Source organism: Rhodanobacter sp. L36 (assembly GCF_009765755.1).
Classification (GTDB): Bacteria; Pseudomonadota; Gammaproteobacteria; order Xanthomonadales; family Rhodanobacteraceae; genus Rhodanobacter.
The window spans coordinates 416,644-437,521 of record NZ_LMUV01000002.1 but is presented as its reverse complement, the minus strand read 5'-3'; the positions used below and the strand labels follow the sequence as shown (position 1 = coordinate 437,521).

General features: G+C 61.3%; 22 protein-coding genes. 15 read left to right on the top strand and 7 right to left on the bottom strand.

Going from position 1 to position 20,878, the window contains the following annotated elements:
• Nucleotides 1-8: 8 nt before the first annotated feature.
• On the bottom strand, nucleotides 9-1,274 hold the full coding sequence (locus tag GSQ73_RS01930) for an MFS transporter (RefSeq protein ID WP_158880459.1): 1,266 nt from the start codon (nucleotides 1,272-1,274) through the stop codon (nucleotides 9-11).
• 148 nt (nucleotides 1,275-1,422) lie between these two features.
• On the opposite strand from GSQ73_RS01930, the gene GSQ73_RS01925 reads away from it, so the two are divergent.
• The gene (locus GSQ73_RS01925; protein ID WP_158880457.1) at nucleotides 1,423-1,725 is read left to right on the top strand and encodes a DUF3247 family protein; all 303 of its coding nucleotides are present in this window, start codon (nucleotides 1,423-1,425) and stop codon (nucleotides 1,723-1,725) included.
• 2 nt (nucleotides 1,726-1,727) lie between these two features.
• On the opposite strand, the gene GSQ73_RS01920 is transcribed toward GSQ73_RS01925, so the two are convergent.
• The gene (locus GSQ73_RS01920; RefSeq protein ID WP_158880455.1) at nucleotides 1,728-2,924 is read right to left on the bottom strand and encodes an acyltransferase; all 1,197 of its coding nucleotides are present in this window, start codon (nucleotides 2,922-2,924) and stop codon (nucleotides 1,728-1,730) included.
• Between the two features lie 151 nt (nucleotides 2,925-3,075).
• Here GSQ73_RS01920 and GSQ73_RS01915 point away from each other — a divergent pair, with 151 nt between their 5' ends.
• From GSQ73_RS01915 to GSQ73_RS01905, 3 genes are all read left to right on the top strand, one after another.
• The gene (locus GSQ73_RS01915; RefSeq protein ID WP_158880453.1) at nucleotides 3,076-3,936 is read left to right on the top strand and encodes a LytTR family DNA-binding domain-containing protein; all 861 of its coding nucleotides are present in this window, start codon (nucleotides 3,076-3,078) and stop codon (nucleotides 3,934-3,936) included.
• Between the two features lie 70 nt (nucleotides 3,937-4,006).
• Complete coding sequence (locus GSQ73_RS01910) at nucleotides 4,007-4,753, top strand: hypothetical protein (protein WP_158880451.1); 747 nt, start codon at nucleotides 4,007-4,009, stop codon at nucleotides 4,751-4,753.
• Nucleotides 4,754-4,865: 112 nt separating this feature from the next.
• On the top strand, nucleotides 4,866-5,336 hold the full coding sequence (locus GSQ73_RS01905; RefSeq protein WP_158880449.1) for a DUF6491 family protein: 471 nt from the start codon (nucleotides 4,866-4,868) through the stop codon (nucleotides 5,334-5,336).
• Nucleotides 5,337-5,375: 39 nt separating this feature from the next.
• Here GSQ73_RS01905 and GSQ73_RS01900 read toward each other — a convergent pair whose 3' ends face one another.
• Entirely contained in the window at nucleotides 5,376-6,197 is an 822-nt protein-coding gene (locus tag GSQ73_RS01900; RefSeq protein ID WP_158880447.1) for a ferritin-like domain-containing protein, read from the bottom strand.
• Between the two features lie 177 nt (nucleotides 6,198-6,374).
• On the opposite strand from GSQ73_RS01900, the gene GSQ73_RS01895 reads away from it, so the two are divergent.
• A complete protein-coding gene (locus GSQ73_RS01895) occupies nucleotides 6,375-7,430 on the top strand; it encodes an NAD(P)-dependent alcohol dehydrogenase (protein WP_158880445.1) in 1,056 nt (351 codons plus the stop codon).
• A 39-nt stretch (nucleotides 7,431-7,469) separates the two neighbouring features.
• Here GSQ73_RS01895 and GSQ73_RS01890 read toward each other — a convergent pair whose 3' ends face one another.
• Complete coding sequence (locus GSQ73_RS01890) at nucleotides 7,470-7,886, bottom strand: universal stress protein (protein ID WP_158880443.1); 417 nt, start codon at nucleotides 7,884-7,886, stop codon at nucleotides 7,470-7,472.
• A 69-nt stretch (nucleotides 7,887-7,955) separates the two neighbouring features.
• Nucleotides 7,956-8,297, bottom strand: coding sequence for a glycine zipper 2TM domain-containing protein (locus GSQ73_RS18095; RefSeq protein WP_158880441.1), 342 nt, complete (start codon nucleotides 8,295-8,297; stop codon nucleotides 7,956-7,958).
• Nucleotides 8,298-8,529: 232 nt separating this feature from the next.
• Between GSQ73_RS18095 and GSQ73_RS01880 the strand changes: the two genes are divergently transcribed.
• The 8 genes from GSQ73_RS01880 to GSQ73_RS01845 all read left to right on the top strand — a co-directional run bounded on the left by GSQ73_RS01880 (nucleotide 8,530) and on the right by GSQ73_RS01845 (nucleotide 14,151).
• Nucleotides 8,530-8,988 carry a hypothetical protein gene (locus tag GSQ73_RS01880; protein ID WP_158880439.1) on the top strand — a complete coding sequence of 153 codons (459 nt, stop codon included), beginning with the start codon at nucleotides 8,530-8,532 and terminating at the stop codon, nucleotides 8,986-8,988.
• 176 nt (nucleotides 8,989-9,164) lie between these two features.
• A complete protein-coding gene (locus tag GSQ73_RS01875; protein WP_158880437.1) occupies nucleotides 9,165-9,635 on the top strand; it encodes a hypothetical protein in 471 nt (156 codons plus the stop codon).
• A gap of 58 nt (nucleotides 9,636-9,693) precedes the next feature.
• A complete protein-coding gene (locus GSQ73_RS01870) occupies nucleotides 9,694-10,557 on the top strand; it encodes an energy transducer TonB (RefSeq protein ID WP_158880435.1) in 864 nt (287 codons plus the stop codon).
• A gap of 123 nt (nucleotides 10,558-10,680) precedes the next feature.
• Nucleotides 10,681-11,436, top strand: a complete 756-nt coding sequence (locus GSQ73_RS01865; RefSeq protein ID WP_158880433.1) for a DUF2884 family protein — start codon at nucleotides 10,681-10,683, stop codon at nucleotides 11,434-11,436.
• Nucleotides 11,437-11,552: 116 nt separating this feature from the next.
• The gene (locus GSQ73_RS01860) at nucleotides 11,553-11,993 is read left to right on the top strand and encodes a PA2169 family four-helix-bundle protein (protein ID WP_158880431.1); all 441 of its coding nucleotides are present in this window, start codon (nucleotides 11,553-11,555) and stop codon (nucleotides 11,991-11,993) included.
• A gap of 8 nt (nucleotides 11,994-12,001) precedes the next feature.
• Nucleotides 12,002-12,577: a DUF924 family protein gene (locus tag GSQ73_RS01855; RefSeq protein WP_158880429.1), complete on the top strand. Its 576-nt coding sequence runs from the start codon at nucleotides 12,002-12,004 to the stop codon at nucleotides 12,575-12,577.
• Between the two features lie 310 nt (nucleotides 12,578-12,887).
• A complete protein-coding gene (locus GSQ73_RS01850) occupies nucleotides 12,888-13,205 on the top strand; it encodes a DUF2845 domain-containing protein (RefSeq protein WP_158880427.1) in 318 nt (105 codons plus the stop codon).
• A gap of 139 nt (nucleotides 13,206-13,344) precedes the next feature.
• Nucleotides 13,345-14,151 (top strand): DUF2884 family protein, encoded by an 807-nt coding sequence (locus tag GSQ73_RS01845; protein ID WP_158880425.1) that lies wholly within the window; start codon nucleotides 13,345-13,347, stop codon nucleotides 14,149-14,151.
• A gap of 77 nt (nucleotides 14,152-14,228) precedes the next feature.
• Here GSQ73_RS01845 and GSQ73_RS01840 read toward each other — a convergent pair whose 3' ends face one another.
• A complete protein-coding gene (locus tag GSQ73_RS01840) occupies nucleotides 14,229-17,816 on the bottom strand; it encodes a M1 family aminopeptidase (protein ID WP_158880423.1) in 3,588 nt (1,195 codons plus the stop codon).
• Nucleotides 17,817-17,873: 57 nt separating this feature from the next.
• Nucleotides 17,874-18,758 carry an ABC transporter ATP-binding protein gene (locus GSQ73_RS01835; protein ID WP_158880421.1) on the bottom strand — a complete coding sequence of 295 codons (885 nt, stop codon included), beginning with the start codon at nucleotides 18,756-18,758 and terminating at the stop codon, nucleotides 17,874-17,876.
• Nucleotides 18,759-18,911: 153 nt separating this feature from the next.
• Here GSQ73_RS01835 and GSQ73_RS01830 point away from each other — a divergent pair, with 153 nt between their 5' ends.
• Both GSQ73_RS01830 and aceF read left to right on the top strand, forming a co-directional pair.
• Nucleotides 18,912-19,139, top strand: a complete 228-nt coding sequence (locus tag GSQ73_RS01830) for a hypothetical protein (protein ID WP_158880419.1) — start codon at nucleotides 18,912-18,914, stop codon at nucleotides 19,137-19,139.
• Nucleotides 19,127-20,812 (top strand): dihydrolipoyllysine-residue acetyltransferase, encoded by a 1,686-nt coding sequence (aceF, locus tag GSQ73_RS01825; protein ID WP_158880417.1) that lies wholly within the window; start codon nucleotides 19,127-19,129, stop codon nucleotides 20,810-20,812. Before GSQ73_RS01830 ends, aceF begins: the two co-directional genes overlap by 13 nt.
• Nucleotides 20,813-20,878: the final 66 nt, after the last annotated feature.

Below are 20,878 nucleotides of genomic sequence, written 5' to 3'. Positions count from 1 at the left end.
CCGTCGCATCAAAGCGAATCGCTGGCTGGCTCGGCGGACTCCGCCGGCTCCATCTGCAGCCGCTGCCGACGCCGCAGGCTGGGGAACATCGCCATCCACAGACCCACCACGATCAACGTGCCGACGCCGCCGAGCACGGTGGCGTTCACCGCGCCCATCCACGCGGCCAGCATGCCCGACTCGAATTCGCCGAGCTGGTTGGAGGTGTTGATGAAGATCGCATTGACCGCGCTGACCCGGCCGCGCATGTCATCCGGCGTATCCAGCTGCACCAGTGCGCCGCGGATCACCATGCTGACCATGTCGAAAGCGCCGAGCGCGAACAACGCAATCAGCGAAAGCCACAGCGTGGTCGAGACCGCGAATACCAGCGTGGCCACACCGAAACCCGCCACCGCGGCAAACATGATCGGCCCCACGTGTTTCTGCAGATTGTTGCGCGCCAGCCACAGCGACATCAGCAGCGCTCCGACCGCAGGCGCAGCGCGCAGCAGGCCCAGTCCCCACGGTCCGGTATGCAGAATGTCCTTGGCGAACACCGGCAACAACGCCGTAGCGCCGCCGAGAAGCACGGCGAAAAGATCCAGCGAGATGACGCCGAGCACATCGGGCCGACGGCGGATGAAATGCACGCCGGCGAATACGGTTTTCAGCGTGGCCGGCTCGCGGCGTATCACCGGCCGCGTATAGCGCAGCCGCATCAGCAGCACGATCGACACCAGATAAAGCACCGCCGCGACCGAATACACGACGCCGGGTCCCGCGACATAAAGGAACCCGCCGAGCGCAGGACCCATGATCATCGCCGCCTGCCCGGCCGAACTGTTCACCGCCATCGCGCGCGACAGGATGTTCGCAGGTACCAGCGACGGCAGCATCGATTGCAGCGCGGGAAATTCGAACGCCTTCGCCACGCCGAGCACGAACACCAGCAGCAGGATGCCGATTTCATGGATGCCATGCGCAAGGCTCATCGCGGCCAGTAGTGCGATCGCCACCCACTCCACGATCTGGCCGATCAACACGATGCGCCGGCGTTCGAACTGGTCAGCGACATGACCGGCCGGCAGCGCCAGCACGACCGATGGCACGAACTGCACCAGGCCGATGAGGCCGAGGTCGAATGCGCGACCGGTGATGGCGTAGATCTGCCAGCCAACCGCGACGGAGAGCATCTGGAAACCGAAACTCGATGCGATCCGGGCAAACCAGAAAGCGACAAAAGCGCGATGTTGCAGCAGCGAATCCGCTGGCTGCGCAGGAGACGGGGGCATGAGGCGTCCTTCGAAGGCAGCCATTATCCCGTGACCGGCACGTGAGGCAAAGGCCACGGGACGTTCAGCTGCGAGACGGCGAAAATTGACGCGCTCTTGCCGGATGCGCCGATACGGTCAAGTCCAACGCACATCGGAGTGCAAGTTCATGGGTCGTCTCGCAGAACACGTCTATACCGATCAGACAAGCATCCGTCAGATCAAGTCGCTGATCGAGGAACTGCCCGCCAACGGGCATGTGGTGTTGCTGATGAAAGATGGGAGCAGTTGGGATGGCATCGTTTGCACGCGCCCCAACGTGCAGCTCTTTCGAGATCCCGACGAGCGCGAGGGCATCAATGCCGAAGTGCAGCTGGAGCGCCCCGACGTTCCGGAATGGCGCTACAAGATATGGCTCGACGAAATTGCGCGCGTCGAACATCTCGATTCGGCGATGGCCGGCGAGAACTGAAGTCACGCGAGATCGTCGACCAACTGTTGCGGAGTTGTTCCCGCAATGGACCGTGAAGGCAACGCATTCAATCCAAACATTGGTCGCAGCCAGCGCGTGCGGCGGATCACGAATTCGTGCAGCACCGCGCAGCCGCCAATGGTGCCCAGCAGGATAAGTGTGGGCTCGGCAATCGGCCCCAAGCCCAGCGGTAGCCATTGCCAGGCGAAGAACAACAACAGGCTCTGGTGCAGTACGTACCACGGGTACACCGCGTCGCACGCATACGGCAGCCAGCGGAACGGACGATCGAGCAGTGCGTGTCCCCAGCCGAGGATTGCCGTGATCGCGATCCATGTGTAGCTGTAGTGCAGCCAGACCGTGAGCAGCTTGACGACGATCAAGGCCGCGCGCGCATGAAAAAACTGGCCCCCGAACCGATCGAGGCACAGATACCCCGCGAAACAAGCCAGCGCCAGCGGCAGGGTGGCGTGTCGCAGACGCGACAGTTCTGCCCACACGCCGCTGTCGGTACCCACCAGATAGCCGTACAAAAACATCGTTGCGTACAGCGCCAGCGCATACCAGTCGCCGACCAGCGCATGCGTTTCCGGATAACGCCACGACATCAGCACGCCATACGCGAACAGCGGCAGCACCGGATGCACGAGCAGGCTCGTGCCGCGCAACCGCACGCAACCCGCGCGCAGGCGCTGGCCGAGGCGTGATTCCAGCAGCGGCAACAACGGCAACAGCAGCATCGTGAAAAGCCACAGATAGGGCAGGTACCACAAATGCGCCCAGGTCAATCCGTAGTCCCTGTAGCCATGTGTCCAGTAGTGCAGCAGGAACCTTCCGAAGCCCGGCGCGATCATGTGGTCGGTCAGCCCAGCCACATAAGACTGGATCGGGATCACCACCAGCATGCCGAACACCAACGGCAGCAACAGGCGCAGCGTGCGCTTCCACGCCAGCCCGGCCAGCCCGATCCTGCCGCGCATGAAATGCACTGCCAGGCCGGAGATCAGGAAAAGCAGTTCCATCCGCCAGCGATTCACGAACAGCATCGGGTACTGCAACCACGTCGCGAGGTAGTGGCTATGCAATGGTAGGCCTTGCCAATCAGCCACAGGTGCCACGTAGAGCATGCCGGCGTGATAGAGAATCAGCAGGCCAAAGGCGAGTACGCGTAGCGCGTCGATATCATGGCGGCGAGTCATGCTGGAAGCTCCGGAGAAAGTGCCGTCATGCTGGTGCGCTTTCGTCACGCCCTCCTGCGTCAAGTGACTGATGGGTGGGTGATAGTGACGAACGGTGGGCAGCCGGGACGAAGCCCGGAGCAATCTGCAGCGATGCCCGTAGAATCGCCGCATGACGAATCACGTGACGTTCGACTACCGGAACTTTCAGCGCTGGCGCCGGCCGATCGAGGTCGGCTTCTGGATCGTTCTCTATGCCGTCAACACGATTTTCAACAGTCTGACTTCGCGCGTCGATCATCCAGGTATCGCGGCATGGATGCCGTGGTCGTGGGAAATCAGCAGTGCGGTGACGATGCTCTTGCTGGTGCCGGTGATCATCGCGGCGATGGATCGCTGGCCGCTGCGCGACTGGCGTCGAAATCTGCCGACCCATTTGCTGGCCAGCGTTGTCGTAAGCCTTGCCCATGTCGTCGGCATGATTGGTTTGCGCGAATTGGCGTATGCAGCAGCCGGTCTTCGCTACGACTTCGGCGCGTGGTGGTTCAACTTCGGCTACGAATATCTCAAGGACGTGCGCACCTATTTCGGGGTGATCGCCACGGTGGCGCTGTATCGCCTGTGGCTGATGCGCTGGCAGGGCGAGGCGCGTCTGCTTGGCGAACCGGACGAAGGTCCCGCGGTGGAGCCGATCGAGCGACCGGAGCGTTTCCTGGTGCGCAAGCTCGGTCGCGAATTCCTGATCAACGCCAGCGACATCGAATGGCTGCAGGCGTCCGGCAATTACGTGAACCTGCATGTGCGTGGTCGCGATTACCCGTTGCGCGCGACGATGGCGGGGATCGAGGAACGACTCGATCCGGCGCGCTTCGTGCGCGTGCATCGCAGCTATTTCGTCAACCTCGACTATCTCGCCGAGATCGAACCGATGGACAGCGGCGACGCCCGCCTCACGTTGCGCGATGGCGCCAGCATCGCCTGCAGTCGTCGTTATCGCGCGGCGTTGCGCGAAAGGTTTGGCGCGCCGGATTGACCAGCGCGACTTGCGCTGCGGGCGTGGCTCGTTCCAAGCTAGCTCTCCGTTTCCTCCGGATATGTCGCCGATGAACAACGTCCGCCGTCACCCCGTCGTTTTCGCCCTGATCGGCGTGCTCGCGCTCGTCGGTTGTTCGCAGCAAGGCAGTGCGCCTGCGCCCACCGCGGCACAGCAGCAGGTGAAAGTCAGCGACGCCGACGCGACGCGCGACCTAGATACCTATCGACAACTGCTGCGCATCCATAACGACGAGATGGCCGTGTCACTTGGAAAGGACATCGTCAGTCATTACCCGACCAGCGCGGCCGCGAAGGAAGTGCAGCAGACATTGCCGGACATCGAAAAGCGTTATACCGAAAACAGCGAAAAGAACCGGCTCGCCGCGATGTGGATCTACCAGGTGTCGCCGATGGCGGGCGGCACACAATCCACTGCCACCATCTACGCGCCGGGCAGCGATCGCGTGCAACTGGTTTTGCGTCGCCACACGAGCTGGGGACAAAGTGCGTTTCTTTATGGCAATGGCAAGTTCGTCTGTCGCGGCAGCGGTTGCGCAATCGCCGCCACCGTCGACGGCAAGCCGACGCACATCAAGGTGTTCGCGCCGCCGACCGGCGAGCCGGCCTTGATGATGCGCGACGACAGCGCCTTCATCGCGATGCTCAAGCATGCAAAAAAGATCAGCATGGACGTCACCCTGGTCAACGGCGAAAAGAAGGAAACGTTGGTTTACGAAGTGGGCGGCTTCGATCCGGCCAAGTGGGCGCCGGTCGGCAAGGGCAAGGGCAACGCAGGCAAGGGCAAGAAGAAATAGTTGGAAACCGAGCGGGTCGACGCAGGTTTCAGTGTTCTGTTTGGAGGGAGGGCGTGGGACATCGGATGTCGCTGACGTGTTACCGAAGATGTCTTATGCAGGAGAGAACACCATGTCGATGAAATCACTGATGCCGTGCTGTGCGCTGCTCGCGGTCATGCTGGCTGGATGTTCCGATATTCCGGTCGCACAACGTGAAGCCCAGCGTCAGGCCGCCTATGCCAAGGCAGCGGGCCCCTCTGTGCGCAGCTTCCGTTTTTTCAACACCCTCTACTCGTGGGAGCCGCTGGGCAACGGGCAATTGGCCGTCTATACAAGGCCAAACGAAGCATGGCTGCTCGATCTCGGTGGCGGCTGTCCGAACCTGGATTTCGCCAATGCGATCGGACTGACCTCGCAGCTCAACCAGGTGTCGGTCGGATTCGACAAAGTGCTGACGGGACGCCCAGACCGCGGCAACTACCCGTGCACGATCACCGCGATCCGTCCCGTCGATGTGTCGCGACTGAAGCTCGAGCAACAGGCGCAGCGCAAGATCAATGCGGAGCAGCGCGAAGCGGCGAAGAGTCCAGCAGCGCAGTAGTTACCGCATTCGCGTCGGGCCCAACGCGACGCCGTGCGATCAGCGAAGCAACAGCCGCTCGGTGATGCGTGCCAGCGGCTTTTCCAGCGCGTTCTGCAGTTTTGCCGGCAGGTCCAGCGGCTTCAGCAGCATCTTCACCGTCATCTCGGCGGGAATGTGTCGACGCAACAACCCCTGCGCGCGATCGCTGATGCGCCGGAAGGCTTTCTCGTCGCCAACCTGATGCGGATAGCACTGATTGAACACGTGGCGCAGCGCGATGTCGCTGTCCTCGCTCTTGATCTCGTTGACCCGTCGCAGGATCGCGCGGAACACGCGGTAGCGGCCGAAGCCCTCGCGTTCGCGATACAGCCGGTAGTGCTGGTAGAAGTGCTTGAAGTGGCGGACTTCGTCGCTCTTGATGTGGTTGGTGAGCTGCTTCAGCACCGGCTCGTCGGTGATGTCGTTCAACGCGCGATACAGGCTCGCAGTGCCGGTTTCCACCACGCAACGCGCGGCCAGTTCCAGCCCGCGGCATGATTCGAGTTGCTCGGCCGTGCACACGGCGCCGTATTCGGTCCAGAAGGCTTTGAAGCCGGCCTCCCAGTCGAACTCCGGCCATACCGTGCGCACATAAGTGGACAGCGCGCGACCGTGCTGCAATTCCTCGTGTTCCCAGTGCTGGCTGAGCCAGGTCTGCAACTCCTGGTCGCCGGCGAAGTGATCGACAAGGTTCTGCGTGTACAGATCCGAGCCGCTCTCGACGAACGACGAGCTGCACAAGAGAAAAAACAGATCCTCGTTATGCCGGATGCGTGCGAGGTCGATGCGCGTGAAGTCGAGGCTCTCGAGCGTCCAGGGCAGTGAATCGGCGTAGCTCAACGTGGGCTTCCCGTGCTGATGCGAACAATGGTTTTGTCGTGACATGACAAATGGATGACCGACAGCATAAAGCCTCGGCCTCGCATTGGATTAACACCGGCCCACCTAGGATGAGTGGTTGTCACCACCGTCGCGACCGCGTCGCGCATCTTTCTTCACCTTCGCCTGGAGCTCCGCATGATTCCCACCCTGAGCTATGCCGCCGCCGCTGCCCGCGCGCCGCTGGCACCGTACCGTTTCGAACGCCGCGAGCCGCGCGACAAGGACGTGGTCATCGAAATTCTTTTCTGTGGCGTGTGCCATTCCGACCTGCACACCGTTCGCGACGAATGGGGCAAGGGGAGCTATCCGATCGTGCCGGGCCACGAGATCGTCGGTCGTGTCACGCGGGTCGGCAAAGACGTGAAGAAGTTCAAGGCCGGCGATCTTGCGGGCGTGGGTTGCATGGTCGATTCCTGCCGCGAATGTGCCAATTGCAAGGACGATCTTGAACAGTTCTGCATGAAGGGCGCCACGTTTACTTATGCCGGCAAGGACCGCCACGACGACACGCCGACGCAGGGCGGCTATTCGAGCCAGATCGTGGTGGACGAGGCTTTCGTGCTGAGCATTTCCGACAAGCTCGACCTCGCCGCCGTGGCACCGCTGCTGTGCGCGGGCATCACGACGTATTCGCCGCTCAAGCACTGGAAAGTGGGCAAGGGCAGCAAGGTTGGCGTGGTTGGCCTGGGCGGGCTCGGTCACATGGCGCTGAAGCTGGCGCATGCTTTTGGTGCGACGGTAGTGCAGTTCACCACGTCCGAATCCAAGCGCGCCGATGCGTTGCGTCTGGGCGCGGATGAAGTCGTGCTCTCCAACGACGAGGCACAGATGCAGGCGCATGCGGGCACGTTCGATTTCATCCTCGATACGGTGTCCGCGCCGCATGACGTGAATGCGTTCCTGCAGATGATCAAGCGTGACGGCACTATGGTGCTGGTCGGTGTGCCCGATGTACCGCCGACGATTCCGGCCGGCTCGCTGATCTTCGGTCGCAAATCGCTGGCCGGCTCGCTGATCGGCGGCATTGCCGAGACGCAGGAGATGCTCGATTTCTGCGCCGAGCACGGCATCGTGTCCGACATCGAGAAAATCGACATCAAGGACATCAACGAAGCTTACGAGCGGATGCTGAAAAGCGACGTCAAGTATCGCTTCGTGATCGACATGGCGTCGTTGAACAAGGCCGCCTGATTCAGTTGCGCCTGACGTAAAGGCGGTGGTGCGCGCGACTCAGCGCACCACCGTCACCGGCACGTGCGAACGCGCCAGTACATCACTGGAAACGGAACCCACCAGCCAGCGCGCGAGTGCGCCGCGTTCGGTATGGCCGATCGCCACGTGATCGATGTTGTGCTGCTGTACTTGCGCCAGCAACACGTCGCCCGGGCTTCCGTGAGTGAGCTCGATATCCACCAGCGCATCAGCGTCGGGCACCATGGCGCGGAGTTCGTCGAGCAGTTCGCGGGATCGGTTGGCGCCGTTGTCGGTCATCATCAGCGCCACGGCATCGGCACCGCCTTCGGTCACTTGCAGCACCGACACCACGCGTACCCGACCGCCACCGCAACGTGCGAGATCGACGGCAAACTGAAACGCACGTCGGGAAGATTCCGATCCGTCATACCCCACCAGCGAATACTTGATCATCGTCGAATCCTGCTGCACGCGGTGCGGCGATTATGCTGCCAGTCGATCCGGCAATTGCTACGAATGCGTTCAGCGGTGCACGTCATGGCAACGGCGTTCGATGTGATAGCCGGCATGGTTGTCCTGGTTGTTTTTCTGCACGCGGTTGCCAACGTAGCCACCGGCAACGGCGCCGCCCACGGTCGCCAGCGTCTTGCCTTTGCCGCCGCCGACCTGATGACCCAGCAATCCGCCAGCCACGGCGCCGATGGCGGTGCCTGCGATGCGATGATTGTCCCGCGGTCGATCCTGCACGCGCACGTCGTGGCATACCTGACGAACGTGGTGGTAGTTCTGCGCATGGATCGCGCTCGTTCCGGATGCCAGCAACAGCACGGCGAAGGCAGCGTTGCAGATCGTTCGATGCGTCATGGTCGGCTCCAAATGAATGTGGAGGCAGTGTTGCCAGCGATCCGTGAGACGCAGGTAAAGGCAGCTGACGACCTCGCCGGTTTGCAAACTTCTGGCTGAACGGATGGCGTATCTGACGCCGCTTGTGCACATCTTCCTCACGCCATCGTGCCCATTCTGAACGAGCTTTCGGACCGCGCCTCACAAGGCGCCTGGTGATCCGCAGCATCCAACTGAACAGGGAGAAATCAACATGATCAAACGCACTCTTGGAATGGCGGCTCTGGTACTTGCGTGTGCAACCGCAACGACCGTATTGCCGGTGTCCACCGCGCAAGCCAAGGACGCCGCAGTGAAGTGTCACATGCGCTTCAACCTCGCTGGCTGGTCGCTTATCTACAAGCATGCCGAAGGCAGCGGCACCATTCGCTGCGACAACGGCCAAATGGGCCGGGTCAAGATCACGGTGGTCGGTGGCGGCATCACGGCCGGCAAGTACCGCATCAATGACGGCAAGGGCGAGATCAGCAACGTGCACGGTCTGCGTGAGGTCTACGGCGACTATGCGCAGGCTGGCGCCGAGGCAGGCGTGGTCAAGAGCTCGAACGCGCAAGTGCTGAGCAAGGGCACTGTGTCGCTGGCTCTGGCTGGCACCGGCGAAGGCATCAACCTCGGTGTGTCGGCGGGCAAGTTCACCATCAGCCCACGCTGATGTCCGCCTGACATCACTTGCATGCACACGCGAAGGGCGCCCTATGGCGTCCTTCGTTTTTTGCGTACGCGTAAACTTCGCCGGTTCAAATCCTCTTTCGATGTTGGAAAACCGATGCGCCACTTTTCTTTCCCGCCGGCGTCGCACTCGCCGGTCGATCCGATGAAGGCTCGGTGATGCCCACGATCATGCGAACACAGACATCGCCGACACGTCGTTTCGCTTTATGGAGCGTCGGTCCTTGGATCCTCTTCCTGCTCGCCGCACTCGCATGCCTGCAATATTTCCAGCATGGTGAACGCGTGTATCTGGTCGGCGCAGTCGTGGTCATGCTGATCAGCGGCGGTGCCATCCTGCGACTGGCCTGGGCGAGACCGAGCCTGCAAATCCTGGCGGTGCTGCTGGCGATCTGGTCATTGGCGACAGCTGTGCTGATGTTTAGTCAGTGGCATGGATTCGCACTGGCCCGACAGCAAGCCCTCACGGAACCGCAGTTCAGCGAACTGGCCGTCTGGCTGGTCGATCGCGCACAGCGGACGTGGGAAGTGGGACTGGGGCTGAAAATCGTCGCGATACCCCTTCTGTTGTGGCTGGCCTGGCAATTGGGGCGGCCGGCCGTGCGTGCACAGTTCAAGGCCAGACGCTGACAACTTGGCGCGCGTGCAGACGTAGAATGGGGAACGTAGTCCACAACGAGGTGCAGGGATGAAGCGCTGGCTGATCGTTAGTTTGTGTCTGGCCTGGTCAGTGGCGGCACTTGCCGCTGAGAACGAATCGGCAGACAAGCAGTTGCAATCGAGCATGCTGGTCACTGGCTCGATCGTACTGGCACCCAACGGCACTACGCAAAGTTACACACTCGATCATCGCGACAAGCTTCCATCGTTCGTCGCCGATCTGATCGACAAGGGTGCGCATGTATGGCGCTTCGAGCCGATTCTGCTTGATGGCAAGCCGGTGGCAGCGAAAGCCGACATGAGCCTGCGCATCGTTGCCCGTCGCATCGACAAGGACCACATCTCGGTTCGAATCGCCGGCGCACAATTTGGTCAGGAGGCGGGGCCCGGCGCTGCTGGTGAAGCCATCAGCATGAAGAGACGCACTCCGATCGTGTATCCGCAGATGGCCCAAAGAGATCATGTATCCGGAGTCGTCTATTTGCTGCTGCGCGTAGGACGAGATGGTTTGGTGTCCGATGCCGTAACGCAGCAGGTCAACCTGCGAGCGATAGGTGGTGCAGGGGAAATGAACCGCTGGCGCCGAACGCTTGCCGACGCGGCGCTTCGCTCCGCGCGCAACTGGACCTTCAACACGCCGACGCATGGCAAGCATGCCGGCGACAAGTACTGGCTCGCGCGGGTGCCGATTAATTTCAATTTAAACGTCATGGGCGCGCCAAAGCATTCCGACTACGGCGAATGGGATACCTACGTTCCCGGTCCGATCGAACCGGTCATGTGGCCCGATCCTGATGGCATGATTTCCAGCAATATTGATGCGCAACCCGAAGATGGCTTGTATCAGCCCGATCGTGCTTTGCGTCTGGTCACGCCATTGAACGGCGCATAAAGCGTCATTCGATATCAATCGGCGAAAAGCTGCACCTAACCGGGGCGTGCGGAACGAGGACATTCAGCACCGGTTGGCGCGCTTGCAGGTATCGCTGTGCGACCTGATTCCGGAATCCACGCCATGCGTCATCGGTTGTTTCACTTCGTTGCACTGTCGACGTTGCTCGCGTTGCCTTGCGCACACGCGCAGGACCTGGCCGGAACCTGCCACGCCAGCAGCAGCTACGACGTGACGTTGCGGCCGGATAGTTTGTTGTTCGATCGCGCGATGCCTGCGCCGTTCCACGTAGAGATTCAGCACGGCACGTTGCGCACCGACGGCGCGAATGTTCGCCTGAGTGCGGAAGACCAGGATCGCCTCGCGTTGTTCGAACGCGAACTTCGCGCACTGGCGCCGCGCGCTCGACACGTCGCACAGAACGGTGTGGACATGGCCGTGCAGGCGATGCGCGCCGAAGCGAGCAGCGTTGGCATGAGCGATGAAACGCGCGCCGAATTCGAGCGTCGCCTGAATGCGCACGCGGTCGAGATCAAGCAGCGCATCGCGACCAGCCAGAGCACGCACGACTGGCAAGGCGATGCCACCGATCAGTATGCCAACCAGATCGCGGCCGATCTCGTGCCACTGATTGCCGGCGACATGGGCCAGCAAGCAGTGAATGCTGCGTTGAGCGGCGACATGCAGGCGGCATCGGATTTGCGCGATCGCGCCGGCACCCTCGCGTCACAACTCGAGCCGCACCTGCAGCGACGCATGCAGGCGCTGCGACCGCAGATCGAAGCGCTGTGCCCATCGATCCGGCAGCTTGCCGATCTGCAGCAGGATGTTCGAGGCAGCAACGGGCAGCCGTTGAATCTGCTGCAAGTCGATCCCTGAAAGCGGTTGCGCGGCGCTATCGGCAATCCAGTCATGTATCGCCACGGGTTTATGTTCTGCTAAGTCGGCAAGGACGACGATGACCACCGGTTCGCTTGATTGCCAGGAGGCCAGCCATGCCGCCACGCGCACCAAAATCCATCTGCAACGATCTGATACGTCGAAGCATCGATCTGCGCAACCTCTACCGGCACGCCGCTGCCGCATGCGAGCCGGGATTGCGAATGGTGCTGGGAGAAAATGTCCAGACGCTCGATTCGCTCGTGGCCGACATGCAGGCGCAAGTTGTCGCTGCGGGCGGCAAACCTCGACTACGCGGTACGAGCCTCGGGCTCGTAAAACAGCAGGTCTCGGATTTGCTGACGCGCGTCGCGACGAAGCGCGACAACGCTTGGGTGCAGGCGCTGGCGTATCACGAGAGCAGTTTGTTACATGCGTTTGAAGACGCCATTGCCGCTGCGCCGGCCGATTCAGCGCTGACCTTGCGCCGGCAGTTGCCACGCTTGCGCAACATCCATCTGGACATGCACAACCTTGGCGGCACCGCGAGGTCTTGAACAAGCCCATGTCGCCGACTGCATCCGACGTGCTGTCGTTCTGGTTCGCGAAGGAGAACGAGGCGCGCTGGTATGTGGCGGACGCCGCATTCGATCACGAGATTCAACGACGTTTCGGCGATCTTGCGAAGGAAGCTGCCGATGGTAGGCTCGATGATTGGGCGTCAACACCCGAGTCCTGGCTCGCGCTGCTGATCCTGCTCGATCAATTCAGTCGCAACCTGTATCGAAACGACGCGCGCGCCTGGGCGCAGGATGTCAAGGCGCAACGCCTTGCCTTGTCGGGTATTGCCAAGGGTAACGACCAAGCGCTGCCAGCCTTGCAGCGAGTTTTCGCCTACATGGCGCTGGAACATGCCGAGAATTTTTCCCTGCAGCAACGTTCGGTCGAGTTGTTCGAGGCATTGCGAAAAAGCGTGCCGCTCGACCTGCGTCACCGCCTGGACGAATTCCTTGCTTACGCGAAAAAGCATCGAGACGTGATCCAACGCTTCGGTCGTTTTCCGCATCGCAATGCCGCACTTGGCCGTCCGAACACCGGCGAAGAAGCGGACTATCTGGCGAAGCCAGGCTCCAGCTTCTGAGCTGTGCGTGTGCTGGACGATCGTATTATGTCGTCCGATCCCTTCGATTCGGCGCAGGCGATGTAAATATTTCAGCGCTTGAATCCCGCGTGTGCAACGGTGTGCGCCGACACCATCACAGGGATGATCAGGAAATCCGTTGCCTCAACGCGGACGACTGATGCCAAACCTGGTGGCGTATTTGATTGCCCGCGCTGGCACGATTCAGCAACGGTCATCCGAGACCGTATCGCTTGACGACCGGGCCTTCGACAAAACCCGAAGACCTTATAAAGCGATCTCTCGAAAAATCACTGACAAGGAGCACGTCATGCGCATCGCATTCATCGCTGGATTATTCGTTTTCGCTACAGCCGCCGCGCAGGCATCGAGCACGTTGCGCGTTGGGAGTCACGTACTGAGCGCCGGTGACAGCGCCGAACGCGTAAGCGAATTGCTGGGCAGGCCATCGTCCAAATCCCATCAGCACAGTTCCCGTTCCAGCCGCAGCGGGCACAGTCGTCGCAGTCGCACCGCAGACAACAACGGGCAAGCCGGCGAGCAATGGCGCTACCGGCGCGATGGTCATTCCACCGTGGTCACCATCGTCGACGGCCGTGTGACAGACATCGAAGATCGCCGACTCTGAGCGATGCGCAGCATGGGCCATGACCAATGGCGGGACATGACCACTGGCCCATGCTGCATTCGCGCGATGGGTTAAACCTTGGGAGCAGGGACCGCATCTCAGCGGTTGTGGACGTTTCGTCCGGACTCAGGGGTACATCATGCGCAACCGCATCACAGTACTGGTTCTCGCCATCGGCCTTGCATTGAGCGCCAGCGCATCCGCCGACGGCATTCACGTCGACAGCGATCACTGCGGCTTCGACACCAACTACGACGTGCAGGCCACATCTCACGGTATCGCGTTCACTCGAGCCGATGGCCGGCCAGCGAATGTCTTCATGCACGACGGACGGCTACAAGTTGATGGTCACGCACTGAACGTTTCCAGCGTGGACGCCGAGCGGCTGCGCAGCTACGAGGAAAACGTGCGCACGCTGCTACCGGAGATGGCCGGCGTGGCGCAGGAGGCGATGGGTATCGCCTTCGATTCGCTCACCACCGTGGCCGCGACGCTCGGCGGCGATGCGAGCGAACGCGACGCGCTGGTCAGGCGCCTCAACCAGACGCATCGCGAAGCAATGGTCAAGCTCGACGCCGGCATCAGTGGCGATCACTGGAACGAACGCGGTTTCGAGCAGGCCATCGAAACGCAGGTCGAAAGCGCCGCCGACGAACTCGCGACCTCGGTCAGTTCGGGTGTGCTGGCATCGCTGATCACCGGCAAAAGTAGTGAGCTTGAAGCGCGCGCCAATTCGCTCGATGCGTCGATCGACAAGGAAATGAAGGATCGCTCCGGCAAACTCGAAGCGCGCGCGAAACTTCTATGTCCGCGCATGACCGAGCTGGAGTCGTTGCAGCAGCAATTCGATTTTCGCCTGGCTGACGGATCGCGACTGCAACTGCTGACGCGCGAACATCACGATGCAAAGCATGACGACGGCGACAACCAAGTGGCCCAGCACTGAAGAGCCATCCAGCGACTGCGTAACGATCAACGCGACCGGCAGTTTGCGGGCCGCGTTTTTTTATCTGCGCACACCCGTCATGGCCAGGTGACCGCTTTACGATTGTCGCTGGAGACGCGGTCGATCAGTTCGTTGTACGGATCGATGCCTGCATCAAATGGTTTGCCATCGACCGTCACCGTGATCGTGCTGTCACCTTTCGGCAGCAACCGCTTTTCGAGATACAGCGGGGCGCCATCCTTGCCGATACTTGCAGGTGCGGCGAACACGCCGACCTCGATCGGGATGTCCGGAACAGCTTCGGTTTCCTTGCCGGTGCCGTCGACATGGATCTTGCCGACGTGCACCTTCATCGTCACTTCGTATTTGCCGTTCGGCAATTTCTTCGCGGTCGCCTCGGTGATGCGGTTGTCGAACAGGGTAATCCGCCAGAAGAAATCATCCAGCAGACCTTTCCACTTCGGATCGGTGCCTTTTGCGAGCGCTTCCATGAATTCCTGCGATGTCGTATACGGCGGCTGCTGGAAACCCTTGTCGAGAAGGAACTGTTTCAGCACCGCGTCGAGCGTGTGTTCACCGATGTAATCCTGCAGTGCGTAGAAGATCACCGAACCCTTGTTGTAGTGGATGTACTGCTGGTTTTCTACTTTCGCCAGCGGCTCCTCGGCAAGGTTCTCGGTCGCGCGTCCCGTCAGGTAATTGTCCAGCTCATACTTGAGGAACTTGCGCATCTGCGTCGCGCCGTACTTCTGCTTCATCACCATCAGCGCCGAGTACTGCGCCAGCGATTCGCTGAGCATGGTTGAGCCCTGCATGTTGGCACCGATCACGCGGTGCGCCCACCACTGATGCGCCACCTCGTGCGCGGTAACGTAATAGACGTAATCCACCTTCGTCGGATCGCGCAGGTCGGCGATGAAGCCGATCGATTCGGAAAACGGAATCGTGTTCGCGAACGACTGCGCGAAGCTCGCGTAGTTTGGAAATTCCAGGATGCGCAACTGGTGGAACTGGTAAGGCGTGTAGTTGGCGTCGTCGTAGTCCAGCGCGTCCTTTGCGCCCTCGATCATCCGGTCCACGTTCCACACGTGCGCCGGGTTGTAATACACCGAAATATCCACGCCCTTCCACAGCTCGTGCTTCACGGCGTAACGCGCCGAAACATACGAGAAGAACGGCAGCATCGGCTGGTCCATCGTGTAGTGGAAATAATGCCGGCCGTTGGCCGTCCATTCCTTCTGCAGATAGCCCGGCGCAATCGCGATCTGGTCGGCGGCGGTGGAGACCGTGGTGTCGAAGCTGATCCAGTCCGCGTCGTTGCTGATGTACGTGTTGGCGCGCGCTGCTTCGTCGCCAAGCTTGGGCATGCGCACTGCCTCGCCCTTCAGTCCATATTTCCGCCGATCGTTGCGATCGGTGATCTGCGCGTCGGCCTGATAGCCGAACTGCGGCATCACGGAGCTGTTGAAGAAGGTGCCATTGCCGGCCAGGAAGTTTCCTTCCGGACTGTTGGTGAATCCCTTCGGGGCGTACGACAGATCGAAATCGAAGCTCATCGAGGCGCCGGGCGCCAGCGGCGTCTTCAGGCGATAGATGGTGTAGCCGAGGCGCTTGTCCTCGCTCACGGTGTCGTGCGCGGGGAAGTCGAGCGACTTCACCGTGAAGTCATCGACGAAGTTCACATGCAGCTCGCTGATCGGTTCCGCGTGCTTGTTGGTCAGCGTGTAGTGGCCGCGAATCTCGAGCGTGCGCCGGTACGGATCGATGTCCACATTGGCCTGCACCGCGGTGATGCGTGGTTGCGGGAGGTCCTTGTACTTCGCGTATTTCTTTTCGTAGTCCGCACGCTTGATGGTCTTCGCCGTGCTGTTCTCGAAATGGTTGAGCACGTTGGTGTTGTAGTAGATCCACACGCCGCTGCCGATGAAAGCGATCAGGCCGAGCGTCAGGGCGATCTTCGCCGGAGCGTGCATGCGTGCTTTCGCTTCACGCAGACGCTCACGCCATGACTGTCCGGTGCCACGCACCCAGAACAATGCGGCCAGCACCAGCAGCACCGCCGCGCAGCTGGCCCAGTAGAAGTCGAACCACAAGGTGGCTTTCAGGAAATGGCCGAAGCCATTCATGTCCGAATACGGCGCATCGGGTGCATTGCCGTAGTTGTAGAGATTCTGTTCCCAGTGCATCAGGCCGAAACCGATGATGCTCAGCACCAGCCATACGATAGTCAGCAGATAACCAAGAAACTTGTTGTTCGACATGACCTGCAGAAACAGTGCAAGGACGGCGAGCAAAACGAACGGAATCGCATCCAATGCCAACGATCCGATATACAGGCCCGGCTCGATATGCGTGTAGCCGTGGCTGAGCTGCCAGCCAATGCCGACAAGCGCGCCGACCATCAGGAACACCGCGATGACGGCAATGAGCGTCAGCAGTTTGGCGGTCAGCAGTACCCAGTTCGGTAGTGGGAACGCGTCGCTCACTTCCGCCGAGCGGAGGCTCCGCTCACGCCAGACCAGTTCGCCAGCGTAAAACGCAAGAATGATGTAGAGCACCCACTGAAAGCCGCCGCGGATCAGCTCCAGCATCTGATGGCTGACTGGGTAGGTCGCTGTGCCGTATATCTGTCCCGATGTGGCGAGCAATACGAAAAGGTTGAGCAAGCCCAATCCCAACATGATCAGAAACGGCGCACCGCGCAATACCGTACCGGTATCGAAGGCAATCAAGGTGCGGAGTTGTAAAAGATGCGCGCGAAGATCATCACCCAGATGCACTTTGATTGATTTCGCCGTGGACTGATTCGCCTGATGAAGTTGCGGTGGATCGGCGCGGTGAGCCTTTCGCCGGTTCAACTGAAGGCCTTCGCGGTTGGCACGAAACAACGCGAACGAGGCGCCTAACATGACCAGCGCCAATCCAATCCAGAGCAGGCGATTGAAAAGCAATAATCCGCTCAGGGACGGCAGCTGCTGATTGCTCTGGCTAGCCGTCCAATAGCGGGTGACCACCCCTGCAGTGCGTCCACCAAACGGATCGATGATCGCGGCCAGCGTCAGGTTGTTTACATCACGCGTCAGCGCTCCAGCCACTGTGAAGAGCACAACGAAGGCGATGACACCGACGTATGCGGCCAGTAGCGAGCGAGTCGTGACCGCCAGCAAGAACAACAACGCAGAAAGAAACAGCATGCCCGGAACGACGAACACGCCGAAGCCCCACAGATAGCCTTGCACGCTTGCGGAGCCAAGCCGTGCCGGATCGATCCAGGGCATCGATCCTCCCAGCGCGATGCCAAGTGCCCAAACCAGCGCGATCAGCAGCACGGCAACATAGCCTGCCGCAAAACGTCCCCACAGATACGCACCTTTGGTGACCGGGGTGGCGAAATACAGTTCGGCCGTGCGCTGTTCGAAATCACGCAGTGCGGCGCCACAGATGAACACCGGTATCAGGATGATGCCGAAGATGCAGAACGAGGCAAGCAGCCGAGCAATCACGAACGGCGCATTGCGCAAAACATTGCCTGACGAGCCGCCCAAAATCACGGCATCAGTGCTAGTGAGCGCAAAGGCCAGCGAGCCAAACAGCAGAATGGCAATCCAGAACAGCGGCGCCTTCCACTGCTGGCGTAATTCAAATCGGAATATTTCAAAAAACATCATGTCCACCCTGTTGAAGACGGCCGGTCGAAGGCGCTCGGCGAGATGCCTGTTTGATCAGGCGGCCTTTGTCGTGGCCTGCATGCGCAGGCGGCCGAAATAGACGTCTTCCAGATCGGGTGCGACTGATTCGAAACCTTCCTCCGGCTTCGTGTCTGACAAAACATGCAGCAAGGTGCGGCCGCCGGAAAGGCGGGTGGAAAGAATGTTCATGCGCGCGCGATAGCCGTCCAATTGCATCTTGTCGATCGTGCGTCGCCACACGCGGCCGTCGAGGCTGCGGATCGCCTCCAGCGGTTCGCCGCTCAGCAGCACTTGCCCCTGGCCGATGATCGCCATGCGCGGGCACAGATCGGTAACGTCCTCGACGATGTGCGTGGAGAGGATCACCACCACGCGCTCGCCGATTTCCGCGAGCAGGTTGAGGAAGCGATTGCGCTCTTCCGGATCGAGGCCAGCGGTGGGCTCATCCACGATCACCAGCCGCGGGTCGCCGATCAGCGCCTGCGCGATGCCGAAGCGCTGGCGCATGCCGCCGGAAAACGTGCCGAGCTTGCGCTTGCGCACGTCCCACAGGTTTACCTGGCGCAGCAGCGCTTCGACCAATTCGCGTCGTTCGCTCGTCACCGTGACGCCCTTGAGCACGGCAAAGTGATTGAGCATCGCCTCGGCCGACACCTTCGGATACACGCCGAATTCCTGTGGCAGATAACCGAGCAGCCGACGCGTGGCCTGCTTGTCGGCCAGCAGATCCATCTCGCCGAGTTTGATCGTGCCTTCGTCCGGATCCTGCAGCGTCGCGATCGTGCGCATCAGCGACGACTTGCCTGCGCCATTCGGCCCGAGCAGGCCGAACATGCCATTGGGGATGTCCAGCGACACACCGCGCAGCGCCCGCACACCATTGGCGTAGGTTTTCGACAGATCGTGGATCGTCAGCATGATTCGTCCCTGTGCCGCGCGTGCGGCGTTGCGTTGATGGCTCAGATTAGGGGAGGGCCACGCGATTCGCGTGCGCTCAAGGTCATGCATACGCTAGCGCATGGACGCATTGACGCAAGCCAGTTCTTGCACCGCTCCATCGGATGACGCGCGATGGACGGCCGTCATCCGATGAAGGTCGAAGCACGCGTGAGCTGCGGCCCGATGACGGCCCTTGCCGGAATGACGATCAGGAAGCGGCTCATGCGCATCGAAACGGCCAGCAATGAAAACGTATTAGTGCCGGAGCGGGCGCCCGTTCGCTATGATGAAGGCCTTGTCCGCGACCGCCATCCCCGAGCGGTACGCCGCCGCCATCTGGAGCCAACATGGCCGATCTGAAAGAAGCCCGCGTCCCCGACATCGGCCACGACGATGTGCCCGTCATCGAAATTCTGGTCAAGGTCGGTGACCGAGTCGAAAAAGAGCAGAGCCTGATCACGCTCGAATCGGACAAGGCGACGATGGAAGTGCCCGCGCCGTTCGCCGGCACGGTGAAGGAACTGAAATTGAAGGTGGGCGACACGGTGTCCGAGGGCGCGGTGATCGCGCTGATCGACGCCGATGGCGCTGCCGCGGCACCCGCACCCGCCGCAGAAAAGGCTGCTCCCGCGCCGGCGCCCGCGCCCGTTGCGGCCGAGGCCAGCGAGCCGGCGAAGTCGGCGCCTGCGGCCAGCGGCGGCGTGGTCATCAAGGAAGCGCACGTGCCGGACATCGGCAGCAGCGACGTGCCGGTCATCGAGATTCTGGTCAAGGTCGGCGACACCGTGGCGAAAGATCAGAGCCTGATCACGCTGGAGTCGGACAAGGCGACCATGGAAGTGCCCGCGCCCTTCGGCGGCGTGGTGAAAGAGATCAAGGTGAAGATTGGCGATGAACTCTCCGAAGGCGCGGTGATCGCGCTGATCGAAACCAGCGACGGTGTTGCCGCTGCACCGGCTCCCGCGCCCGCATCAGCACCAGCGCCCGCTGCGGCGGCGGTGTCGGAAAAGCCCGCGCCGATCGGTGGCCGCGCCGTGCTTCCCGGCAATGTGCCCGAAGGCGATGCGTTGCCGCAGGCGCGTCCGCCCGTCGATGCACGACTGGTGATGCCCGGCGATGCGCCTTACGCGAGTCCGGCGATTCGTGCGTTCGCGCGCGAACTCGGCGTCGATGTCGCGCAGGTGAAAGGCAGCGGTCGTGGCGGCCGCATCCAGCGCGAGGACATCAGCGCGTACGTGAAACACGCGCTTGCTTCCGGTGCGCGACCGGTCGGCGGCGGCGCGTCGGCTTCGCTCGGCGGGCTCAACCTGTTGCCATGGCCGAAAGTGGATTTCGCCAAGTTCGGCGACATCGAAGAGAAGCCGCTCTCGCGCATCCAGAAGATTTCCGGGGCCAACCTCGCGCGCAACTGGGCGATGATCCCGCACGTCACGCAGAACGACGAGGCCGACATCACCGAGCTCGAAGCCTTCCGCAAGAAACTCGGCGAAGAGAACAAGGATCTGAAAGTCACACCGCTGGTGTTCCAGATCAAGGCCGTCGTCGCTGCGCTGAAGGCGTTCCCGCAGTTCAACGCCTCGCTCGACGAGTCGGGCGAAAAATTGATCCTGAAGAAATATTTCCACATCGGCATCGCGGTCGACACACCCGATGGCCTGGTGGTGCCGGTGCTGCGCGACTGCGACAAGAAAGGCCTGCTGGACCTCGCGCGTGAACTCGGCGAAATCTCCAAGAAGGCGCGCGACAAGAAGCTCGGTCCGGCGGAAATGTCCGGCGGCTGTTTCTCGATCAGCTCGCTCGGCGGTATCGGCGGCACCGGCTTCACGCCGATCGTCAACGCGCCGGAAGTGGCCATCCTCGGCGTCTCCAAGGCGGCGATGAAGCCGGTATGGAACGGCAAGGAATTCGCGCCGCGCCTGATGCTGCCGCTGTCGCTGTCGTACGACCATCGCGTGATCGATGGCGCGCTGGCGGCACGCTTCGCCGCGTTCCTCGCCACGCAGCTGGGCGATATCCGCCGGTTGCTGCTCTGACGTTTCACACCTCTTCCTTCGGGAAGAGGGCTGCAGCGAGGCCTCGGTGCCCACCGATCCTCGCCA